This window comes from Curtobacterium sp. MCLR17_032 (assembly GCF_003234795.2).
GTDB lineage: Bacteria > Actinomycetota > Actinomycetes > Actinomycetales > Microbacteriaceae > Curtobacterium.
In genome coordinates, this window is sequence record NZ_CP126268.1 from 1 (window position 1) to 16,507 (window position 16,507).

Genomic DNA, 16,507 nt, shown 5'->3' on the forward strand with positions numbered 1-16,507 from the left:
ATGACGATGCCGGCCGACCCCGTCCAGGACCTCTGGTCGTCAGTGCTCGGGATCCTCGCCGACGACGAGCGGATCACGCCGCAGCTGCACGGTTTCCTGAACCTCGTCGAGCCGAAGGGCGTCCTCGCCGGGACGCTCTACCTCGAGGTCCCGAACGACCTGACCCGCGGCATGCTCGAGCAGCGCATCCGGGTGCCCATCACCGAGGCCGTCGCGCGCATCGGGGACGACTCGGTGGCCAACTTCGCGATCACCGTGAACCCCGACATGGCCTCCGAGCCGCGGGTCGACGCCGTCGCCGTGCCCTCCTACGCCGAGCCGGTGCAGGAGCACGTGCCGCAGACCGCCGCACCGCGCCAGTACATCGAGGCGCCGTTCGTCCCGAGCCCGGTGGACTCGCCCGGCACCGGTGGCCGTCCGGAATCCCGGCTCAACCCGAAGTACAACTTCGACAACTTCGTCATCGGTGCCTCCAACCGCTTCGCGCACGCGGCGGCGGTCGCGGTGGCCGAGGCGCCGGCGAAGGCCTACAACCCGCTCTTCATCTACGGCGACTCGGGCCTCGGCAAGACGCACCTGCTGCACGCCATCGGGCACTACGCCGAGAGCCTCTACCCGGGGATCCGCGTCCGCTACGTGTCGAGTGAGGAGTTCACGAACGACTTCATCAACTCGATCGCGAACAACCGGTCGAACCAGTTCCAGCAGCGGTACCGCGACATCGACATCCTGCTGATCGACGACATCCAGTTCCTGCAGGGCAAGGACTCCACGCAAGAGGCGTTCTTCCACACGTTCAACACGCTGCACGACCACAACAAGCAGGTCGTCATCACCTCGGACGTCGCGCCGAAGCACCTCACCGGGTTCGAAGACCGGATGCGCAGCCGCTTCGAGTGGGGTCTCATCACGGACGTCCAGGCGCCCGACCTCGAGACGCGCATCGCGATCCTCCGCAAGAAGGCGCAGTCCGACCACCTGCAGGTGCCGGACGACATCATGGAGTTCATCGCGTCCAAGGTGTCGAGCAACATCCGCGAGCTCGAGGGCACCCTGATCCGGGTGACCGCGTTCGCGAGCCTCAACCGGACGGCCGTCGACATGGCGCTGGTGCAGACGGTCCTCAAGGACCTGATCACGCTGGACGAGGACAACGTCATCGCGCCGACGGACATCATCAACCACACCGCGGAGTACTTCAAGCTCTCGGTCGACGACCTCTACGGCTCGTCCCGGTCGCAGGCCATCGCCACGGCTCGCCAGATCGCGATGTACCTGTGCCGGGAGCTCACCAGCCTGTCGCTGCCGAAGATCGGTCAGCTGTTCGGCAACCGCGACCACACGACCGTGATGTACGCCAACAAGAAGATCGCGGAGCTCATGAAGGAGCGTCGCTCGATCTACAACCAGGTCACCGAACTGACGAGCCGGATCAAGCAGGACCGTCGGTACCGGTAGCGCGTACCAGCCCGCCACCCCCCGTCCAGGAGGCCCGTCCCACACCCGGGATCGGCCTCCTTCTGCGCGCGTCCACCATCTGAGACGGTTCCATGCGGCGGATTCCCCACAGTGTGGAAAGCCTGTGGATAACTGTGGAGGACACGCCGCCCGCTTGTACACAGCTGGAGGGGTGCCTGTGGAAACTGGGGAGAGAAGTGGATAGATGAACTTTGCTCATCCAGAGGTCGCTCACACGCCACCAACAAGTCACACGGTTGTAGTTCCCAGTCGGGGAGCGGCATCCCCAGAGTTGTCCACAGTGTGCACAGGCGTTAAGACCATTACTCCTCTCTTCTCTCTCCTTCTCCCTGGGCCAACCTCTGGGGACGGCGAATGACACGGATCGGTGGTCTGCCGCCGCTGTGCCACAATGGGGGCCGCCGGGCAGTCAACCGATCGACAGGGGTCCACGCCGTGAAGTTCGAGGTCAACCGGGACGTCTTCTCCGAAGCCGTCTCCTTCGCGGTGAAGCTCCTCCCTCAGCGAACGACCCTCCCGATCCTGTCCGGTGTGTTGATCCACGCCGACGGCGATCGTCTGACGCTGTCGTCGTTCGACTACGAGGTCTCGGCACAGACCTCGATCGCCGCGCAGATCGACGACCCGGGCACGGTGCTCGTCTCCGGCCGGCTCCTCAACGACATCGCGAGCCGACTGCCGAACGCCCCGGTGAGCTTCTCGACCGAAGACTCCCGCATCACGGTCACCTGCGGCTCGGCGCACTTCACGCTGCTGTCGATGCCCGTCGAGGAGTACCCGACCCTCCCCGAGATCGGTCCGCAGACCGGCGTCATCCCGGGCGACTCGTTCTCCGAAGCCGTCTCGCAGGTGGCCGTCGCCGCCAGCCGTGACGACGTCACCCCGGTCATCACCGGCGTCCAGCTCGAGGTCGGCGAGCACGACGTCTCGCTCATCGCCACGGACCGCTACCGCGTCGCCGTTCGCACGATCCAGTGGGACTCGGGCCGCGCCGGCGACGACGGCGACGCAGCCACGACCCTCCACGCCCTCGTCCCGGCCCGCACCCTGCAGGAAGTCGGCCGCACCTTCGGGTCGGCCACGACCGTCTCGGTCTCGATCAGCGGCGGCTCGGACCGCGAGCTCATCGCGTTCCACGCCGACGACAAGACCGTGACGTCGCTGCTCATCAAGGGCAACTACCCGCCGGTCCGCCGGCTCTTCCCCGAGGCGGTCCAGGACCACGCGGTGATCAACACCGCGGAACTGGTCGAAGCCGTCCGACGGGTCTCCCTCGTCCTGGAGCGCGAAGCCGCACTCCGGTTCTCCTTCACGGTCGACGGGCTCACGCTCGAGGCGATCGGTTCCGAACAAGCGCAGGCGTCAGAGTCGATCGATGCGTTGCTGACCGGTGAGGAAACGGTTGTCTCCCTGAAACCGGCCTTCCTCCTGGACGGGTTGAATGCAGTGCACTCCGAGTTCGTCCGGATCTCCTTCACCAAGACGGAGAACCCGAACAAGCCGGGCCCGGTGTTGATCACCGGACAGTCCTCGCGAGAGGAACCGGCCACGGACGGATACCGGTACCTTCTGCAGCCCAACCTGCTGCTGCGCTGAGCGCAACAGACATCCAGCGCTGGCGGGTGGAAACCAGCACCAGCGCGACATCGACGAAGAAGAGGAAATCATGCAGATCGGTCTTGTCGGCCTCGGGAAGATGGGCAACAACATGCGTGCGCGTCTGCGCAACGCAGGGATCGACGTCGTCGGGTACGACGCCAACCCCGCCGTCTCGGACGTCCCCGACCTCGGCGCACTCGCCAAGGCCCTCTCCGGCCCGCGTCTGGTCTGGGTCATGGTCCCGCACGGGAAGATCACCGACGACGTCATCACCGACCTCGCCGAGGTCCTCGAGCCGGGCGACCTGGTCATCGACGGCGGCAACTCGAAGTGGCTCGACGACGAGATCCACGCCAAGCAGCTGGACGCCAAGGGCATCCGCTACATGGACGTCGGTGTCTCGGGTGGTGTCTGGGGCAAGGACAACGGCTACGGCATGATGGCCGGCGGCGACGCGGCCGACGTCGAGCGCGCCATGCCCGTCTTCGACGCACTCCGTCCCGAGGGCCCGCGCGAAGAGGGCTTCTCGCACGCCGGCGGCATCGGCGCCGGCCACTACGCGAAGATGGTCCACAACGGCATCGAGTACGCGATCATGCAGGCGTACGGCGAGGGCTACGAGCTCCTCGAGGCCAAGGACATCATCACGGACGTCCCCGCCGTCTTCGCCGGATGGCAGCGCGGCACCGTCGTGCGCTCCTGGCTGCTCGACCTCCTCGTCCTCGCGATCAACGAGGACCCGAAGCTCGACGCGCTCGAGGGCTACGTCGACGACTCCGGCGAGGGTCGGTGGACCCTCGAAGAGGGCATCGAGCTCGCGGTGCCGATGCCGGCGCTCTCCGCGGCCATGTTCGCGCGCTTCGTCTCGCGTCAGGGCAGCGCGTCCCCGACGATGAAGGCCGTCGCCGCACTCCGCAACCAGTTCGGCGGCCACGCCGTCAAGAAGGCGTAGTCGGTCGAGGTAACCCCCTCGACCCGTCTCGGCCCGCGTGCACGTCGACCATCTCCAACTCTCCGACTTCCGGAACTACCGGGAGGCGGACGTCGACTTCGCACGCGGGCCGAACCTGTTCGTCGGCCGCAACGGCCAGGGCAAGACCAACCTCGTCGAGTCCATCGCCTACCTGTCGACCCTCGGGTCGCACCGGGTACCGACCGACGCCGCCCTCGTCCGGCAGGGTTGCGACTCCGCGATCGTCCGGGCCCGACTGGCGCATGAAGACCGGAGCATCCTCGCCGAGGTGCAGATCAACCGGACCGGCTCGAACCGCGCGCAGGTGAACCGCTCGGCGATCAAGCCCCGCGAGCTCCCGCGCTACTGCACGAGCGTGCTCTTCGCACCGGAGGACCTCGCCCTCGTCCGGGGCGAACCATCCGGTCGCCGTCGGATGATCGACGAGCTCCTGGTCCAGATCGCGCCGCGGATGCAGGGCGTCCTGGCCGACTACGACCGGACGCTCCGGCAGCGGAACACCCTGTTGAAGTCGGCGCGGGCGACCGGAGCGAAAGCCGGGGCCCTCTCGACGCTCGACGTCTGGGACGACCGGCTCGTCGAGTTCGGTGCCGAGATCATCGCGGCCCGCGACCACCTCACCCGGCGCCTCGCCCCGTTCGTGACCGAGTCGTACGCGACCGTCGCGGGCGAGCGGCACCAGGCGTCGATCGCCGGCGTGCTCAGTGTCCGGGGTGCCGACCCCGAAGACGCGGCCGCCACCGACCCGGTGCTCGGGACCCCGGAGGAGCCGGTCTCGATCGCGTCCGCGGCCGAGGCGTTCCGCGGTGCCCTCGAGCGTCGTCGACGCGACGAGCTCGACCGCGGCCTGACCCTGACCGGCCCACACCGCGACGACGTCCTCTTCGAGCTGAACGGGTTACCGGCCCGGGGGTACGCGAGTCACGGCGAGTCCTGGTCCTTCGCGCTTGCCGTGCAACTGGCATCGGCGACCATCCTCCGGGCCGAGTCATCGCTCGGCGACCCGATCATCATCCTCGACGACGTGTTCGCCGAACTCGACGAGTCGCGCCGGGAACGCCTGGCCGGAGCGGTCGCGGACTACGAGCAGGTCCTCATCACCGCGGCGGTGCACGGCGACGTCCCGGGCCAGCTCGCCGCCCACACCGTGCGGATCGAAGCCGGCACGATCGTGAGCGACGAGGCGGACGCTGACCGGGCCTCCCGTCCGGACACCACCCCGGCGGCGTCCTGATGCCCGCGCCCCGGAAGCCCGCCGAACCGTCCCGTGTCTACCAGCACTTCAAGGCGATCTTCGGCGACCCGTCGAAGCGCGGGCTCGACGCGCGCCGACGCCGAGCCGCCGGCCAGGACCCGGACTCCGTGCCGTACGGCAAAGGACGCGAACCCACCGGGCTCGGCGACGTGATGGGCGCGCTCACCGCCGAGCTCGGCTGGACCGAGCCGCTGGCACGCTCCGAACTCTTCGTGGACTGGCCGAGCGTGGTCGGCGACGAGCTCGCGAAGCACTCCACCCCGGTGACGATCGAGGACGGCGCCCTGGTCATCCGGTGTGACTCGACGGCCTGGGCGACGCAGCTGCGACTCATGCGCGGGACGGTCACGACGACCATCGCCCAGCGGTACCCGGCCGCGGGCGTCGAGTCGATCCGGGTTTCCGGGCCCGACGCCCCCACATGGAAACGCGGCCTCAGGTCGGTCCAGGGGCGCGGCCCTCGCGATACCTACGGTTGACCAGACGAAATCATCCATCCGTCTGAGATTCGTCGCTCTGTGGGGCGTACGGCCCCCGGACCCGGGCCTCGCTGCGGTAGACTGGGGAGTGCAGTGTGCGGGCGTTCCGCGCGCAGGCAGGAGCACTCCCGACATGACATCTGAATCTGACGACGACCAGCGAGACCCGCAGAGTGACGAGGCCCAGCCGCAGGAGCAGGCCCCGCAGAGCGAACCATCGTACGGCGCAGACCAGATCCAGGTGCTCGAGGGCCTCGAGGCCGTCCGCAAGCGCCCGGGCATGTACATCGGGTCAACGGGCCCACGTGGTCTCCACCACCTGGTGCAGGAGATCGTCGACAACTCCGTCGACGAAGCCCTGGCCGGGTACTGCGACACCATCGACGTCACCATCCGTGAAGACGGCGGCGTCCGCGTCATCGACAACGGCCGTGGCATCCCCGTCGACATCCACCCCAACGAGGGCATCTCGACGGTCGAGCTCGTCCTGACCGTCCTGCACGCCGGCGGCAAGTTCGGCGGCGGCGGGTACGCGGTCTCCGGTGGTCTGCACGGTGTCGGTTCCTCCGTCGTGAACGCGCTCTCGAGCGAGCTCGACGTCGAGGTCCGTCGTCAGGGACACGTCTGGCGCCAGAGCTACACCGACGGTGTCCCGGTGTCGCCGCTGTCCCAGGACGAAGCGTCCGACGAGACCGGCACCACGATCACCTTCTGGCCGAACGCCGAGATCTTCGAGTCGGTCGAGTTCGACTACGAGACCCTGCGCACCCGCTTCCAGCAGATGGCCTTCCTCAACAAGGGCCTGCGCATCACCCTCGTCGACGAGCGCACCCCGGCCGAGGGCGAAGAGGCTCGCAAGGACTCCTTCCGCTACGAGCGCGGTCTCGCCGACTACGTCGAGTACCTCAACGCCCAGAAGAAGGCCGACCTGGTCCACCCGGACGTCATCGGCTTCGAGTCCGAGGACCCGGAGCGCAAGATCGCGCTCGAGGTCGCGATGCAGTGGAACACCTCCTACCAGGAGAGCGTCCACACCTTCGCGAACACGATCAACACGCACGAGGGCGGCACCCACGAAGAGGGCTTCCGCTCCGCGCTGACGTACCTGGTGAACAAGTACGCCCGCGAAGCGAAGATCATCAAGGAGAAGGACGACAACCTCACGGGTGACGACATCCGCGAAGGGCTCACCGCCGTCATCTCCATCAAGCTCGGCGAACCGCAGTTCGAGGGCCAGACGAAGACCAAGCTCGGCAACACCGAAGCGAAGGGCTTCGTGCAGCGCGTCGTCGGTGCCGAGCTCACGCACTGGTTCGAGAGCAACCCGACGCAGGCGCGCGACGTCGTGCGCAAGGCGATCCAGGCCTCCCAGGCGCGCCTCGCCGCCCGCAAGGCGCGCGAGACCACGCGACGCAAGGGCCTGCTCGAGTCGGGCGGCATGCCCGGCAAGCTCAAGGACTGCCAGTCGAAGGACCCGACCCTGTCGGAGATCTTCATGGTGGAGGGCGACTCCGCCGGTGGTTCCGCCGTGCAGGGCCGCAACCCGATGACGCAGGCGATCCTGCCGTTGCGCGGCAAGATCCTGAACGTCGAGAAGGCCCGGCTCGACCGCGCCCTCGCCAACCAGGAGATCCAGTCGATGATCACGGCGTTCGGCGCCGGCATCGGTGAGGACTTCGACCCGGACAAGGCCCGGTACCACAAGATCGTGCTGATGGCCGATGCTGACGTCGACGGCCAGCACATCACCACGCTGCTGCTGACGCTGCTGTTCCGCTACATGCGTCCGCTGATCGAGCGCGGCTACGTCTACCTCGCGCAGCCGCCGCTGTACCGCCTGAAGTGGACGAACGCGGCCGACCAGTACGTGTTCAGCGACCGGGAGCGCGACGCCATGCTGCAGGCCGGCATCGCCGCGGGCAAGCGCATCCCCAAGGACAACGGGATCCAGCGCTACAAGGGCCTCGGCGAGATGGACTACAAGGAGCTGTGGGACACCACGATGAACCCGGACACCCGGACGCTCCTGCAGGTCACGCTCGAGGACGCCGCCGCGGTGGACAGCGTGTTCGCCACGCTCATGGGTGAGGACGTCGACGCCCGTCGCCAGTTCATCCAGCAGAACGCGAAGGACGTCCGCTTCTTGGACATCTAGGCCGGGAGGCGCGGCGTGAGCCGCGTCGACCCGACCCGACCCCTCGTGGTCGCGCCCGGCGCGACCAACGGACGACGAGCCTCCAGGCTGTCAAGGAAGGCAACGCAAGCACATGGCTGACGACAACGAGAACGGCGCCGACGAGCCCGAGATCGTGCACGGCGACAGCGGGGACATCGTCGTCTCCGGTGACCGCATCTCGCAGGTCGACCTGCAGCTCGAGATGCAGCGCTCGTACCTCGACTACGCGATGTCCGTCATCGTCGGTCGTGCCCTGCCGGAGGTCCGTGACGGCCTCAAGCCGGTGCACCGCCGCGTGATCTACGCGATGTACGACGGTGGCTACCGTCCGGACCGGGCCTTCTCGAAGTGCTCGCGTGTGGTCGGCGACGTGATGGGGCAGTTCCACCCGCACGGTGACAGCGCGATCTACGACGCCTTGGTCCGCCTCGTGCAGCCGTGGTCGCTGCGGTACCCCCTCGCGCTCGGCCAGGGCAACTTCGGTTCGCCCGGCAACGACGGCGCAGCGGCCCCGCGGTACACCGAGACCAAGATGGCCCCGCTCGCCCTCGAGATGGTGCGGGACATCGAGGAAGAGACCGTCGACTTCCAGGACAACTACGACGGTCGCACCCAGGAGCCGTCGATCCTGCCGGCCCGGTTCCCGAACCTGCTCGTCAACGGCTCCGTCGGCATCGCGGTCGGCATGGCGACGAACATCCCGCCGCACAACCTCCGCGAGGTCGCTTCCGGTGCGGTCTGGGCGCTCGAGCACCCCGACGCCACGCGTGAAGAGCTGCTCGAAGCGCTGATGCAGCGCATCAAGGGCCCGGACTTCCCGACCGGCGCGCAGATCCTCGGCACCCGCGGGATCGTCGACGCCTACCGGACCGGTCGCGGGTCGATCACGATGCGCGCCGTCGTCAGCGTCGAGGAGATCCAGGGCCGCACCTGCCTGGTCGTCACCGAGCTGCCGTACCAGGTCAACCCGGACAACCTGGCGATCAAGATCGCCGAGCTCGTCAAGGACGGCCGTCTCGCCGGCGTCGCCGACATCCGCGACGAGACCTCGGGTCGTACCGGGCAGCGCCTGGTCATCGTGCTGAAGCGTGACGCGGTCGCCAAGGTCGTGCTCAACAACCTGTACAAGCACACCCAGCTGCAGGAGAACTTCGGCGCGAACATGCTCGCCATCGTCGACGGGGTGCCCCGCACCCTGGCGCTCGACGGCTTCATCAGCGCGTGGGTCGACCACCAGGTCGAGGTCATCGTCCGCCGCACCCAGTTCCGTCTGCGCGAAGCCGAGAAGCGTGCGCACATCCTGCGCGGCTACCTGGCCGCGCTCGACGCCCTCGACGAGGTCATCGCGCTCATCCGCCGGTCGCCCGACGTCGAGGAGGCCCGCAACGGCCTGATGGAGCTGCTCTCCGTCGACGAGATCCAGGCACGCGCGATCCTCGAACTCCAGCTGCGTCGTCTGGCCGCCCTCGAGCGCCAGAAGATCCACGAGGAGGCCGAGGCCCTCGAGCTGAAGATCGCCGACTTCGAGGACATCCTCGCCCGACCGGAGCGCCAGCGCACGATCATCATCGACGAGCTCACCGAGATCGTCGACCGCTTCGGGGACGACCGTCGCACCGAGATCATGCTCGGCTTCGACGGCGACATGAGCATGGAAGACCTCATCCCCGAGGAAGAGGTCGTCGTCACCATCACCCGCGGTGGCTACGTCAAGCGCACCCGCAGCGACCAGTACCGCTCGCAGCACCGCGGCGGCCGTGGTGTCCGTGGCGCCCAGCTCCGTGCGGACGACGTCGTCGACCACTTCTTCGTCACCACGACGCACCACTGGCTGCTGTTCCTCACCGACCAGGGCCGCGTCTACCGGGCCAAGGCGTACGAGCTGCAGGAAGCCGGGCGTGACGCCAAGGGCCAGCACTCGGCGAACCTCCTGGCCATGCAGCCGGACGAGAAGATCCAGCAGGTCCTCGACATCCGCGACTACGAGGCGGCGCAGTACCTGGTGCTCGCCACCGAGCAGGGTCTCGTGAAGAAGACGGCGCTCACCGAGTACGACACCAACCGCACCGGTGGCATCATCGCGATCAACCTCCGCGAGGGCGACAAGCTCCGGTCCGCACTGCTCGTCGACGAGCACGACGACCTGCTGCTGGTGTCGCGCCACGGCATGTCGCTGCGCTTCACGGCGACGAACGACACGCTCCGCCCGATGGGTCGCTCGACCTCCGGCGTGAAGGGCATGTCCTTCCGCGGGGACGACTCGCTGCTGTCGGCATCGGTCGTCTCGGACGACGGCTTCGTCTGGGTGATGACCGAGGGCGGCTACGCCAAGCGCACCTCGGTCGACCAGTACCGCATCCAGGGCCGTGGTGGTCTCGGCATCAAGGTGGCCCGTCTGGCCGCCGATCGAGGCGACCTGGTCGGTGCCCTGATCGTCGGTGAGGACGACGAGGTGCTCGTCGTGCTGCAATCGGGCAAGGTGGTAAGGTCTGCCGTGGCCGAGGTCCCAGCCAAGGGCCGGGACACGATGGGGGTCGTCTTCGCGCGGTTCGCGGAGAACGACCGGATCATCGCTGTGGCCCGCAACAGTGAGCGGAACCTGGACGACCAGGAGGACGCCGAGATCGAGCCTGCAGGCCCGGTCGAGACCGTCAGCCCGGACGAAGCGGTCGCCGACGCCGCCGACGCAGAGCTCGTGGAGGAAGTCTCCACCGACGCACTGCCCACCGACGCCGCGCCTGTCGAGGCCGGAGAGGACGAGTCAAGCAATGAGTAGTGTCGCCGAGAAGCTCCAGCGGAAGGCGAAGCGGCCCGTCGGGACTCGTCAGGTCCGACTCCGCCTGGTCTACGTCGACTTCTGGTCGATGGTGAAGCTGTCCTTCCTCATCGCCCTGGCCGGCTCGATCGTGATCGTCGTCGCCACGGCGCTGGTGTGGGTCATCCTCAACCAGACCGGTGTGTTCGACCAGATCGACAGCCTGTTGAAGGACGTCACCGGTCAGAACAGTTACTCGATCATGGACCAGTTCTCGCTGGGCCAAGTCCTCGGGTTCTCGATCGTCGTCGGCATCCTCAACGTCGTCGTCGGGACCGTGCTCGGCGCCATCGTCAGCGTCCTGTACAACCTCAGCGTGCGGATCACGGGCGGCGTGCTCGTGGGCTTCACCAACAACTGACCCGGTCCGGGTGGGCCGACTCGCTCGATTTCGCTCCGGCGCGATCGTGGGGTAGGCTTTCATCCGGTCTGAGGGGCTATAGCTCAGGCGGTTAGAGCGCTTCGCTGATAACGAAGAGGTCCAAGGTTCAAGTCCTTGTAGCCCCACCACAATTCAACTCCCGCGTCGGAAGTCTCGGCGTTGCGGCCCGTTCGGTCGCTTCGGGGCCTTAGCTCAGTTGGTAGAGCGCTGCCTTTGCAAGGCAGATGTCAGGAGTTCGAATCTCCTAGGCTCCACTCGAGAAGCCCCTGGTTGCGACTGTGTCGCTGCCCAGGGGCTTCGTTCTTTGCCCATACGCGCCGCCGCCCCTGCGGCGCGTATGGGTCGCCGGCGTGGCCGTTGAGCGCTGCCCGGGTTCGGCGTGCCCACCCTCGGTCCGCCGGCTCGCCGTGGGTCTCGCGTCGAGAGGTCACGAGTCGTCGGTTGGCGGGCCTCCAGGCGACGGTTCGTGACCGGTCGGCGGATCTCCTGCGGGGTGTCGTGGCAGGTCGGGCGGCGGCGCCTGGTGGCCGAGGTCGCAGGACCTGCCGTGTGGTGGTCGTCGAGGTCGCCCGAACTGCCGGGGCCGGCGACGTGCGGCGGCAGGTTGTGCGACTTCGGCGGGTGGGTGGCGGCGTGTTGTGCGACCTCGACGCCGGGAGGTGGCGTGTGGCCGAGGTCGCAGGACGTGCCGTGTGGTGGTCGTCGGAGTCGCCCGATCTGCCGGGGCCGGCGACGTGCGGCGGCAGGTTGTGCGACGTTGGCGGGTGGGTGGCGGCGTGCTGTGCGACCTCGACGCCGGGAGGTGGCGTGTGGCCGAGGTCGCAGGACCTGCCGTGTGCTGGTCGTCGAGGTCGCCCGAACTGCCGGGGCCGGCGACGTGCGGCGGCACGTTGTGCGACGTCGGCGGGTGGGATGCGGCGTGTTGTGCGACCTCGCGGCGAGGGGCAAGGGGCGTGGGCGGGGTCCGGCGGGCGAAGGCACGCGCACCCCGGGGACGACGAAGGGCCCCGGCGCAGTGCCGGGGCCCTTCGAGCGAACCAGGAGATCAGGCGGCGGGCTTGCCCGCGTTGTCCGCGTCATCGGCGACCCAGAGGTCGTCGTCGGCACGGAGCGTCTGGTACGCGGCGTACGCAGCACCGGCGACTGCCACGACACCGACGATGATGAGGGCGACCCCACCGAAACCGATGCCCTTCTTCGGTGCGACGGCCGGAACGTACTTGCCGGCAGCCTTGCGCGCGGTCTTGCTGCGCTTCTGTGCTTCCTTCACGATCTTCTGCACGCGGGGGTCCTTCGCCAGGTCCCCGACGCTGAGCACGGAGCCAGCGGTGGAGATGAGGCCGGGAACGACCTCCGACTGGAACCGGTGCGAGGCGTTCTGTGCTGCCGAGGTCGCAGCGTGCACCCCGGTCGCGACCGCGGGACGGAGCCCGTTGTCGATCGCGTTCTGCACGCGGGGAGCGAAGTCCTTGCGCGCAGCATCTGCTGCGTGCTCACGGGCCTCGGTCAGGATGGCGTTCGCGTGCTCCAGGACCTTCCGCTGCTCACCGAGCAGTGAGGCGGTCTTGCCCTTGAGCTTCTTGATCTGCTTCCGGCGCTTGCGCGGGATCTCGATCGACATTCGGTACCTCCATGGCTCGACGTGACCCCATCCTGCCACCCGAGTGCCTGACAGGTCACAGAACCCTGGCTGTGGGTCCCGTGCACATCCAGCGGCACATGCGAGAATCGGGTCATGTCTCTGCACACCGCTGTCGCAACGATCCACACCAACAAGGGCGACATCCGCGTCAACCTGTTCGGCAACCACGCACCGAAGACCGTCCAGAACTTCGTCGGTCTCGCGACCGGCACCCAGGAGTGGACGCACCCCGGCACCGGCAAGGTGTCGACCGACAAGCTCTACGACGGTGTCGTCTTCCACCGCATCATCAAGGACTTCATGATCCAGGGCGGCGACCCGCTCGGTCAGGGCATCGGCGGCCCGGGCTACCGCTTCGACGACGAGATCTCCCCGGAGCTCACGTTCCAGAACCCGTACATCTTCGCCATGGCGAACGCCGGCCTGCAGGGTGGCCGTGGCACCAACGGCTCGCAGTTCTTCATCACCACGGTGGCGACTCCCTGGCTGCAGGGAAAGCACACCATCTTCGGTGAGGTCGCCGACGACGAGTCGCGTGCCGTCGTCGACGCGATCGAGGGTGTCCCGACCGACGGTCGTGACAAGCCCGTCGAGGACGTCGTCATCCAGAGCATCGACGTCGAGGACGTCTGAACCGAGTGACCGACTCCACCTCGGCTTCGTCCAACACCTGTTACCGGCACCCTGACCGGCAGAGCTTCGTGCTCTGCCAGCGCTGCGGGCGGACCATCTGCCCGGAGTGCCAGACGCCGGCAGCGGTTGGGGTGCACTGCCCCGAGTGCGTGCGTGAGCAGCGGGCGAAGTTCACCGAGAACCGTCGCGCTTCCGGTCCGAGCAGCCTGACGGTCGCTCGGCGCCGGTTCGCGATGCTCGACCAGAAGGGGACCGTCGTCCTCATCGCGGTCTCGGTCGCCATCTGGCTGCTCGACCAGGTGTCGGGTGGGTTCCTGAGCCAGTGGCTCGCGTACAACTCGGCCCTGCTGCCGACCCAGCCGTGGCGCATCGTCACCGTGCTGTTCGTGCACTCGGGCGTCTTCCACATCCTGTTCAACATGTTGGCGCTGTTCATCTTCGGACGGATGCTCGAGAACATGTTGGGCACGTGGCGGTTCCTGGCGCTCTACTTCATCTCGGGCATCGCCGGTTCGATGCTCGTGACGTTCCTGGCTCCGGGGACATGGGTCGTCGGCGCCTCGGGAGCGATCTTCGGGTTGTTCGCGGCGTTCTTCGTGCTGCAGCGCAGCCTCGGCAACAACGCCGTGCAGTTGCTCGTGATCATCGGGCTCAACCTGGTGATCGGGTTCCTGCCCGGCACGAACATCTCGTGGCAGGCCCACGTGGGCGGTGTGCTCGCCGGCTTCGTGACCGGGTTCGTGTTCTCGCGGACGCGCAACGTCCGGCAGCGCGGGTTGCAGATGACGCTGCTCGCCCTGGAGGCCGTGGTCGCCATCGCGCTCTGCTTCGTCGGGTACGCGGTCACCACCGGCTGACGCCTGGATACACCAGAACGCCCCGTCGCTCTCGCGACGGGGCGTTCTGTCGTTGGTGCGTGATGTTGATCCGTCTCGGGCTCCGATGCCGTGCCGAACTGCGTGCCGAACGCCGAACGCCGAACGCCGATCGCCGATCGCCGAACGCCGATGCCGTGACGTGCCTGGCTGTGATGCCACGCCACGCCGTGCTGGGTGTGCCGTGATGCCGAGGCTCGCCGTCCCCTCCTGTGCCGTCCTGGGTGTGCCGAGGCTCGCCCTCCCTCCCGTCCCTGGGCGGGTGTGCCGTGTGGTGCCGAGACCCGCGGTCCCGTCCTGTGTCGGGGTGGGTGTGCCGTGTGGTGCCGAGACCCGCGGTCCCCTCCTGTGTCGGGATGGGTGTGCCGTGTGGTGCCGAGACCCGCGGTCCCCTCCTGTGTCGGGATGGGCGTGCCGCATCGTGCGAGACCCGCTGAGTCTCGCTGTACCGTCCAGTCCAGTCCCGTCCCGTCCCGGGCCGAGACTTGCCTCGGCGTGCCGTTCCGTCCCGTCTCGTTCCGTGCCGTGTTCCGGCGCCATGCATGCTGGGCCGTGCCGTGCCGTGCCGTGCCGCGGCGTGTGGTGCCGACACGCACCGAGTCGCGCCGTGCGGTGTTGCGGTGGCGTGCGGGTTGCGCGGTGGCGAGCTGAGCCGTGCAGGCTGCGACGGTGGGACGCGCCGTGCCCTGCAGCGGGGCGGCGCCGGCTGGGCGCGAGCGACGCCTCCCCAGAGCAGACCAGCGTTCGAATGGCGTCCCGACCAGGACGAGATCCGGCAGGTCCCGTGCCCACCGCCTCGTTCTCCACACCCATCCGCCGAGTTGTCCACAGCTGGGGATAGATCGGTGAGTTACACGCGTGTGATTATCCCCACTGTGGAGGAGCCTGTGGAGAACTCCGGGGCGCGGGTGGGGACAACCGTGTGGAGAACGTACGGATCTGTGGAGAACGGGGTTGAGCCTCCCGACCGGGACGCCCTCGCGCCGGTTGCTTGTGGACAGAGCCGACCAGAGCTGGTGCTGGCGCGAACGACGACGCCCGCCGCACCGGAACCGGTGCGACGGGCGTCGAGGAAGCGTTCGAGCGGGTGGTCAGCGCCACCGCGTGGTCATGAGGAAGCCGACGAACATGATGCCGAAGCCGATCAAGATGTTCCACGAGTTCAGCGACGGGACCGGGAGCGTGCCGCCGGAGACGTAGAAGACGATGACCCATGCGAGTCCGATCAGCATGAAGCCGAACATGACGGGCTTGAACCACACGGGGTTCGGCTGGTCCCCCGCGGTGTCGACCGAGTCGGCTCGGGTCGTCCGGGCGGGCTTGGTGCGGTCCTTGTCCATGGCCATGGCCGGTATCCTACCGTCACCATGCGTGAGTTCCGGCCTCGTCGGACGTGACTCACATCCCCCACGAGTACGGTGAACGGCCAATGACCAAGATCCTCGTCGTCGACAACTACGACAGCTTCGTGTACACCCTCAACGGCTACGTCCAGCAGCTCGGTGCGGACACCGACGTCGTGCGGAACGACGCCTTCCCGGAGAGTGAGATCGCCGACCGGATCGCCGAGTACGACGGCGTCCTGCTGTCTCCTGGCCCGGGCACCCCCGCCGACGCCGGCGTCTCGATCCCGACCGTGCGTGCGGCCATCGCGGCGGACAAGCCCCTGCTGGGCGTCTGCCTCGGACACCAGGCGATCGCCGAGGCCCTGGGCGCCACGGTCACGCACGCCGACGAGCTGATGCACGGCAAGACGTCGCAGGTCGACCACGACGACAGCGTGCTGTTCACCGGTGTCCCGCACCCCTTCACGGCGACGCGGTACCACTCACTGGCGATCGTCGACGGCACGGTCCCGGACGAGCTGACGATCACGGCCCGGACCGCGGGCGGCGTCATCATGGGTGTGCAGCACCGTGGCGCACCGGTCTACGGCGTGCAGTTCCACCCGGAGTCCGTCCTCACCGAGGGTGGCTACCGGATGGTCGGCAACTGGCTCGAGACGGCGGGCCTCAGTGGCGCCGCCGAGCGGGCTGCTGGACTCGGCCCGCTCATCTCCGGACGCTGACCAGCCGACGGCTGACCGCCCGACGGCTGACCATCGGCACGCTCCGGCCAGGTCGATGGAGTCGGCCCGACCGGCCGTTCCGGCCTGACGAGCCGAGTCGGCTGACCGGTCGCGGCGTGCCGGTCGTGTCG

At 68.0% G+C, this 16,507-nt stretch carries 13 protein-coding genes and 2 tRNA genes; 13 read left to right on the forward strand and 2 right to left on the reverse strand.

What is annotated here, in order from left to right:
- The 10 genes from dnaA (at position 1) to DEI97_RS00050 (ending at position 11,412) form a co-directional block, all read left to right on the forward strand.
- A complete protein-coding gene (gene dnaA, locus DEI97_RS00005) occupies positions 1–1,458 on the forward strand; it encodes a chromosomal replication initiator protein DnaA (protein ID WP_111075314.1) in 1,458 nt (485 codons plus the stop codon).
- A gap of 456 nt (positions 1,459–1,914) precedes the next feature.
- Positions 1,915–3,075 (forward strand): DNA polymerase III subunit beta, encoded by a 1,161-nt coding sequence (dnaN, locus tag DEI97_RS00010; RefSeq protein ID WP_111075315.1) that lies wholly within the window; start codon positions 1,915–1,917, stop codon positions 3,073–3,075.
- Positions 3,076–3,145: 70 nt separating this feature from the next.
- Positions 3,146–4,030, forward strand: a complete 885-nt coding sequence (gene gnd, locus DEI97_RS00015) for a phosphogluconate dehydrogenase (NAD(+)-dependent, decarboxylating) (RefSeq protein ID WP_111075316.1) — start codon at positions 3,146–3,148, stop codon at positions 4,028–4,030.
- A 37-nt stretch (positions 4,031–4,067) separates the two neighbouring features.
- Positions 4,068–5,285, forward strand: a complete 1,218-nt coding sequence (gene recF, locus DEI97_RS00020) for a DNA replication/repair protein RecF (RefSeq protein WP_111075317.1) — start codon at positions 4,068–4,070, stop codon at positions 5,283–5,285.
- Positions 5,285–5,785, forward strand: coding sequence for a DciA family protein (locus DEI97_RS00025; RefSeq protein WP_111075318.1), 501 nt, complete (start codon positions 5,285–5,287; stop codon positions 5,783–5,785). The genes recF and DEI97_RS00025 overlap by 1 nt, the downstream gene beginning before the upstream one ends.
- 133 nt (positions 5,786–5,918) lie before the next feature.
- Positions 5,919–7,940, forward strand: a complete 2,022-nt coding sequence (gene gyrB, locus DEI97_RS00030) for a DNA topoisomerase (ATP-hydrolyzing) subunit B (protein WP_111075319.1) — start codon at positions 5,919–5,921, stop codon at positions 7,938–7,940.
- 112 nt (positions 7,941–8,052) lie between these two features.
- Complete coding sequence (gene gyrA, locus DEI97_RS00035; RefSeq protein ID WP_253465853.1) at positions 8,053–10,737, forward strand: DNA gyrase subunit A; 2,685 nt, start codon at positions 8,053–8,055, stop codon at positions 10,735–10,737.
- Positions 10,730–11,137: a DUF3566 domain-containing protein gene (locus tag DEI97_RS00040; protein ID WP_110902908.1), complete on the forward strand. Its 408-nt coding sequence runs from the start codon at positions 10,730–10,732 to the stop codon at positions 11,135–11,137. Before gyrA ends, DEI97_RS00040 begins: the two co-directional genes overlap by 8 nt.
- A 72-nt stretch (positions 11,138–11,209) precedes the next feature.
- Positions 11,210–11,286, forward strand: a tRNA-Ile gene (locus tag DEI97_RS00045).
- 53 nt (positions 11,287–11,339) lie between these two features.
- Positions 11,340–11,412 (forward strand) — tRNA-Ala (locus DEI97_RS00050).
- A 791-nt stretch (positions 11,413–12,203) separates the two neighbouring features.
- Here the strand turns inward: DEI97_RS00050 and DEI97_RS00055 are convergent.
- Positions 12,204–12,779, reverse strand: a complete 576-nt coding sequence (locus DEI97_RS00055; RefSeq protein WP_111075320.1) for a hypothetical protein — start codon at positions 12,777–12,779, stop codon at positions 12,204–12,206.
- Positions 12,780–12,893: 114 nt separating this feature from the next.
- On the opposite strand from DEI97_RS00055, the gene DEI97_RS00060 reads away from it, so the two are divergent.
- Positions 12,894–13,433: a peptidylprolyl isomerase gene (locus DEI97_RS00060; protein ID WP_111043631.1), complete on the forward strand. Its 540-nt coding sequence runs from the start codon at positions 12,894–12,896 to the stop codon at positions 13,431–13,433.
- Between the two features lie 149 nt (positions 13,434–13,582).
- Positions 13,583–14,290 (forward strand): rhomboid family intramembrane serine protease, encoded by a 708-nt coding sequence (locus tag DEI97_RS00065; RefSeq protein ID WP_258376729.1) that lies wholly within the window; start codon positions 13,583–13,585, stop codon positions 14,288–14,290.
- 1,109 nt (positions 14,291–15,399) lie between these two features.
- On the opposite strand, the gene DEI97_RS00070 is transcribed toward DEI97_RS00065, so the two are convergent.
- Entirely contained in the window at positions 15,400–15,654 is a 255-nt protein-coding gene (locus DEI97_RS00070) for a cell division protein CrgA (RefSeq protein WP_110902913.1), read from the reverse strand.
- Between the two features lie 83 nt (positions 15,655–15,737).
- Between DEI97_RS00070 and DEI97_RS00075 the strand changes: the two genes are divergently transcribed.
- Complete coding sequence (locus DEI97_RS00075; RefSeq protein ID WP_111075322.1) at positions 15,738–16,376, forward strand: anthranilate synthase component II; 639 nt, start codon at positions 15,738–15,740, stop codon at positions 16,374–16,376.
- Positions 16,377–16,507 lie beyond the last annotated feature (131 nt).

What these genes read in the sequence shown, in the direction of transcription:
- dnaA (WP_111075314.1), top strand. Translation starts at nt 1, where the DNA reads ATGACGATGCCGGCCGACCCCGTCCAGGACCTCTGGTCGTCAGTGCTC.
- gnd (WP_111075316.1), top strand. Translation starts at nt 3,146, where the DNA reads ATGCAGATCGGTCTTGTCGGCCTCGGGAAGATGGGCAACAACATGCGT.
- DEI97_RS00025 (WP_111075318.1), top strand. Translation starts at nt 5,285, where the DNA reads ATGCCCGCGCCCCGGAAGCCCGCCGAACCGTCCCGTGTCTACCAGCAC.
- gyrB (WP_111075319.1), top strand. Translation starts at nt 5,919, where the DNA reads ATGACATCTGAATCTGACGACGACCAGCGAGACCCGCAGAGTGACGAG.
- gyrA (WP_253465853.1), top strand. Translation starts at nt 8,053, where the DNA reads ATGGCTGACGACAACGAGAACGGCGCCGACGAGCCCGAGATCGTGCAC.
- DEI97_RS00040 (WP_110902908.1), top strand. Translation starts at nt 10,730, where the DNA reads ATGAGTAGTGTCGCCGAGAAGCTCCAGCGGAAGGCGAAGCGGCCCGTC.
- DEI97_RS00055 (WP_111075320.1), bottom strand. Translation starts at nt 12,779, where the DNA reads ATGTCGATCGAGATCCCGCGCAAGCGCCGGAAGCAGATCAAGAAGCTC.
- DEI97_RS00060 (WP_111043631.1), top strand. Translation starts at nt 12,894, where the DNA reads ATGTCTCTGCACACCGCTGTCGCAACGATCCACACCAACAAGGGCGAC.
- DEI97_RS00070 (WP_110902913.1), bottom strand. Translation starts at nt 15,654, where the DNA reads ATGGCCATGGACAAGGACCGCACCAAGCCCGCCCGGACGACCCGAGCC.
- DEI97_RS00075 (WP_111075322.1), top strand. Translation starts at nt 15,738, where the DNA reads ATGACCAAGATCCTCGTCGTCGACAACTACGACAGCTTCGTGTACACC.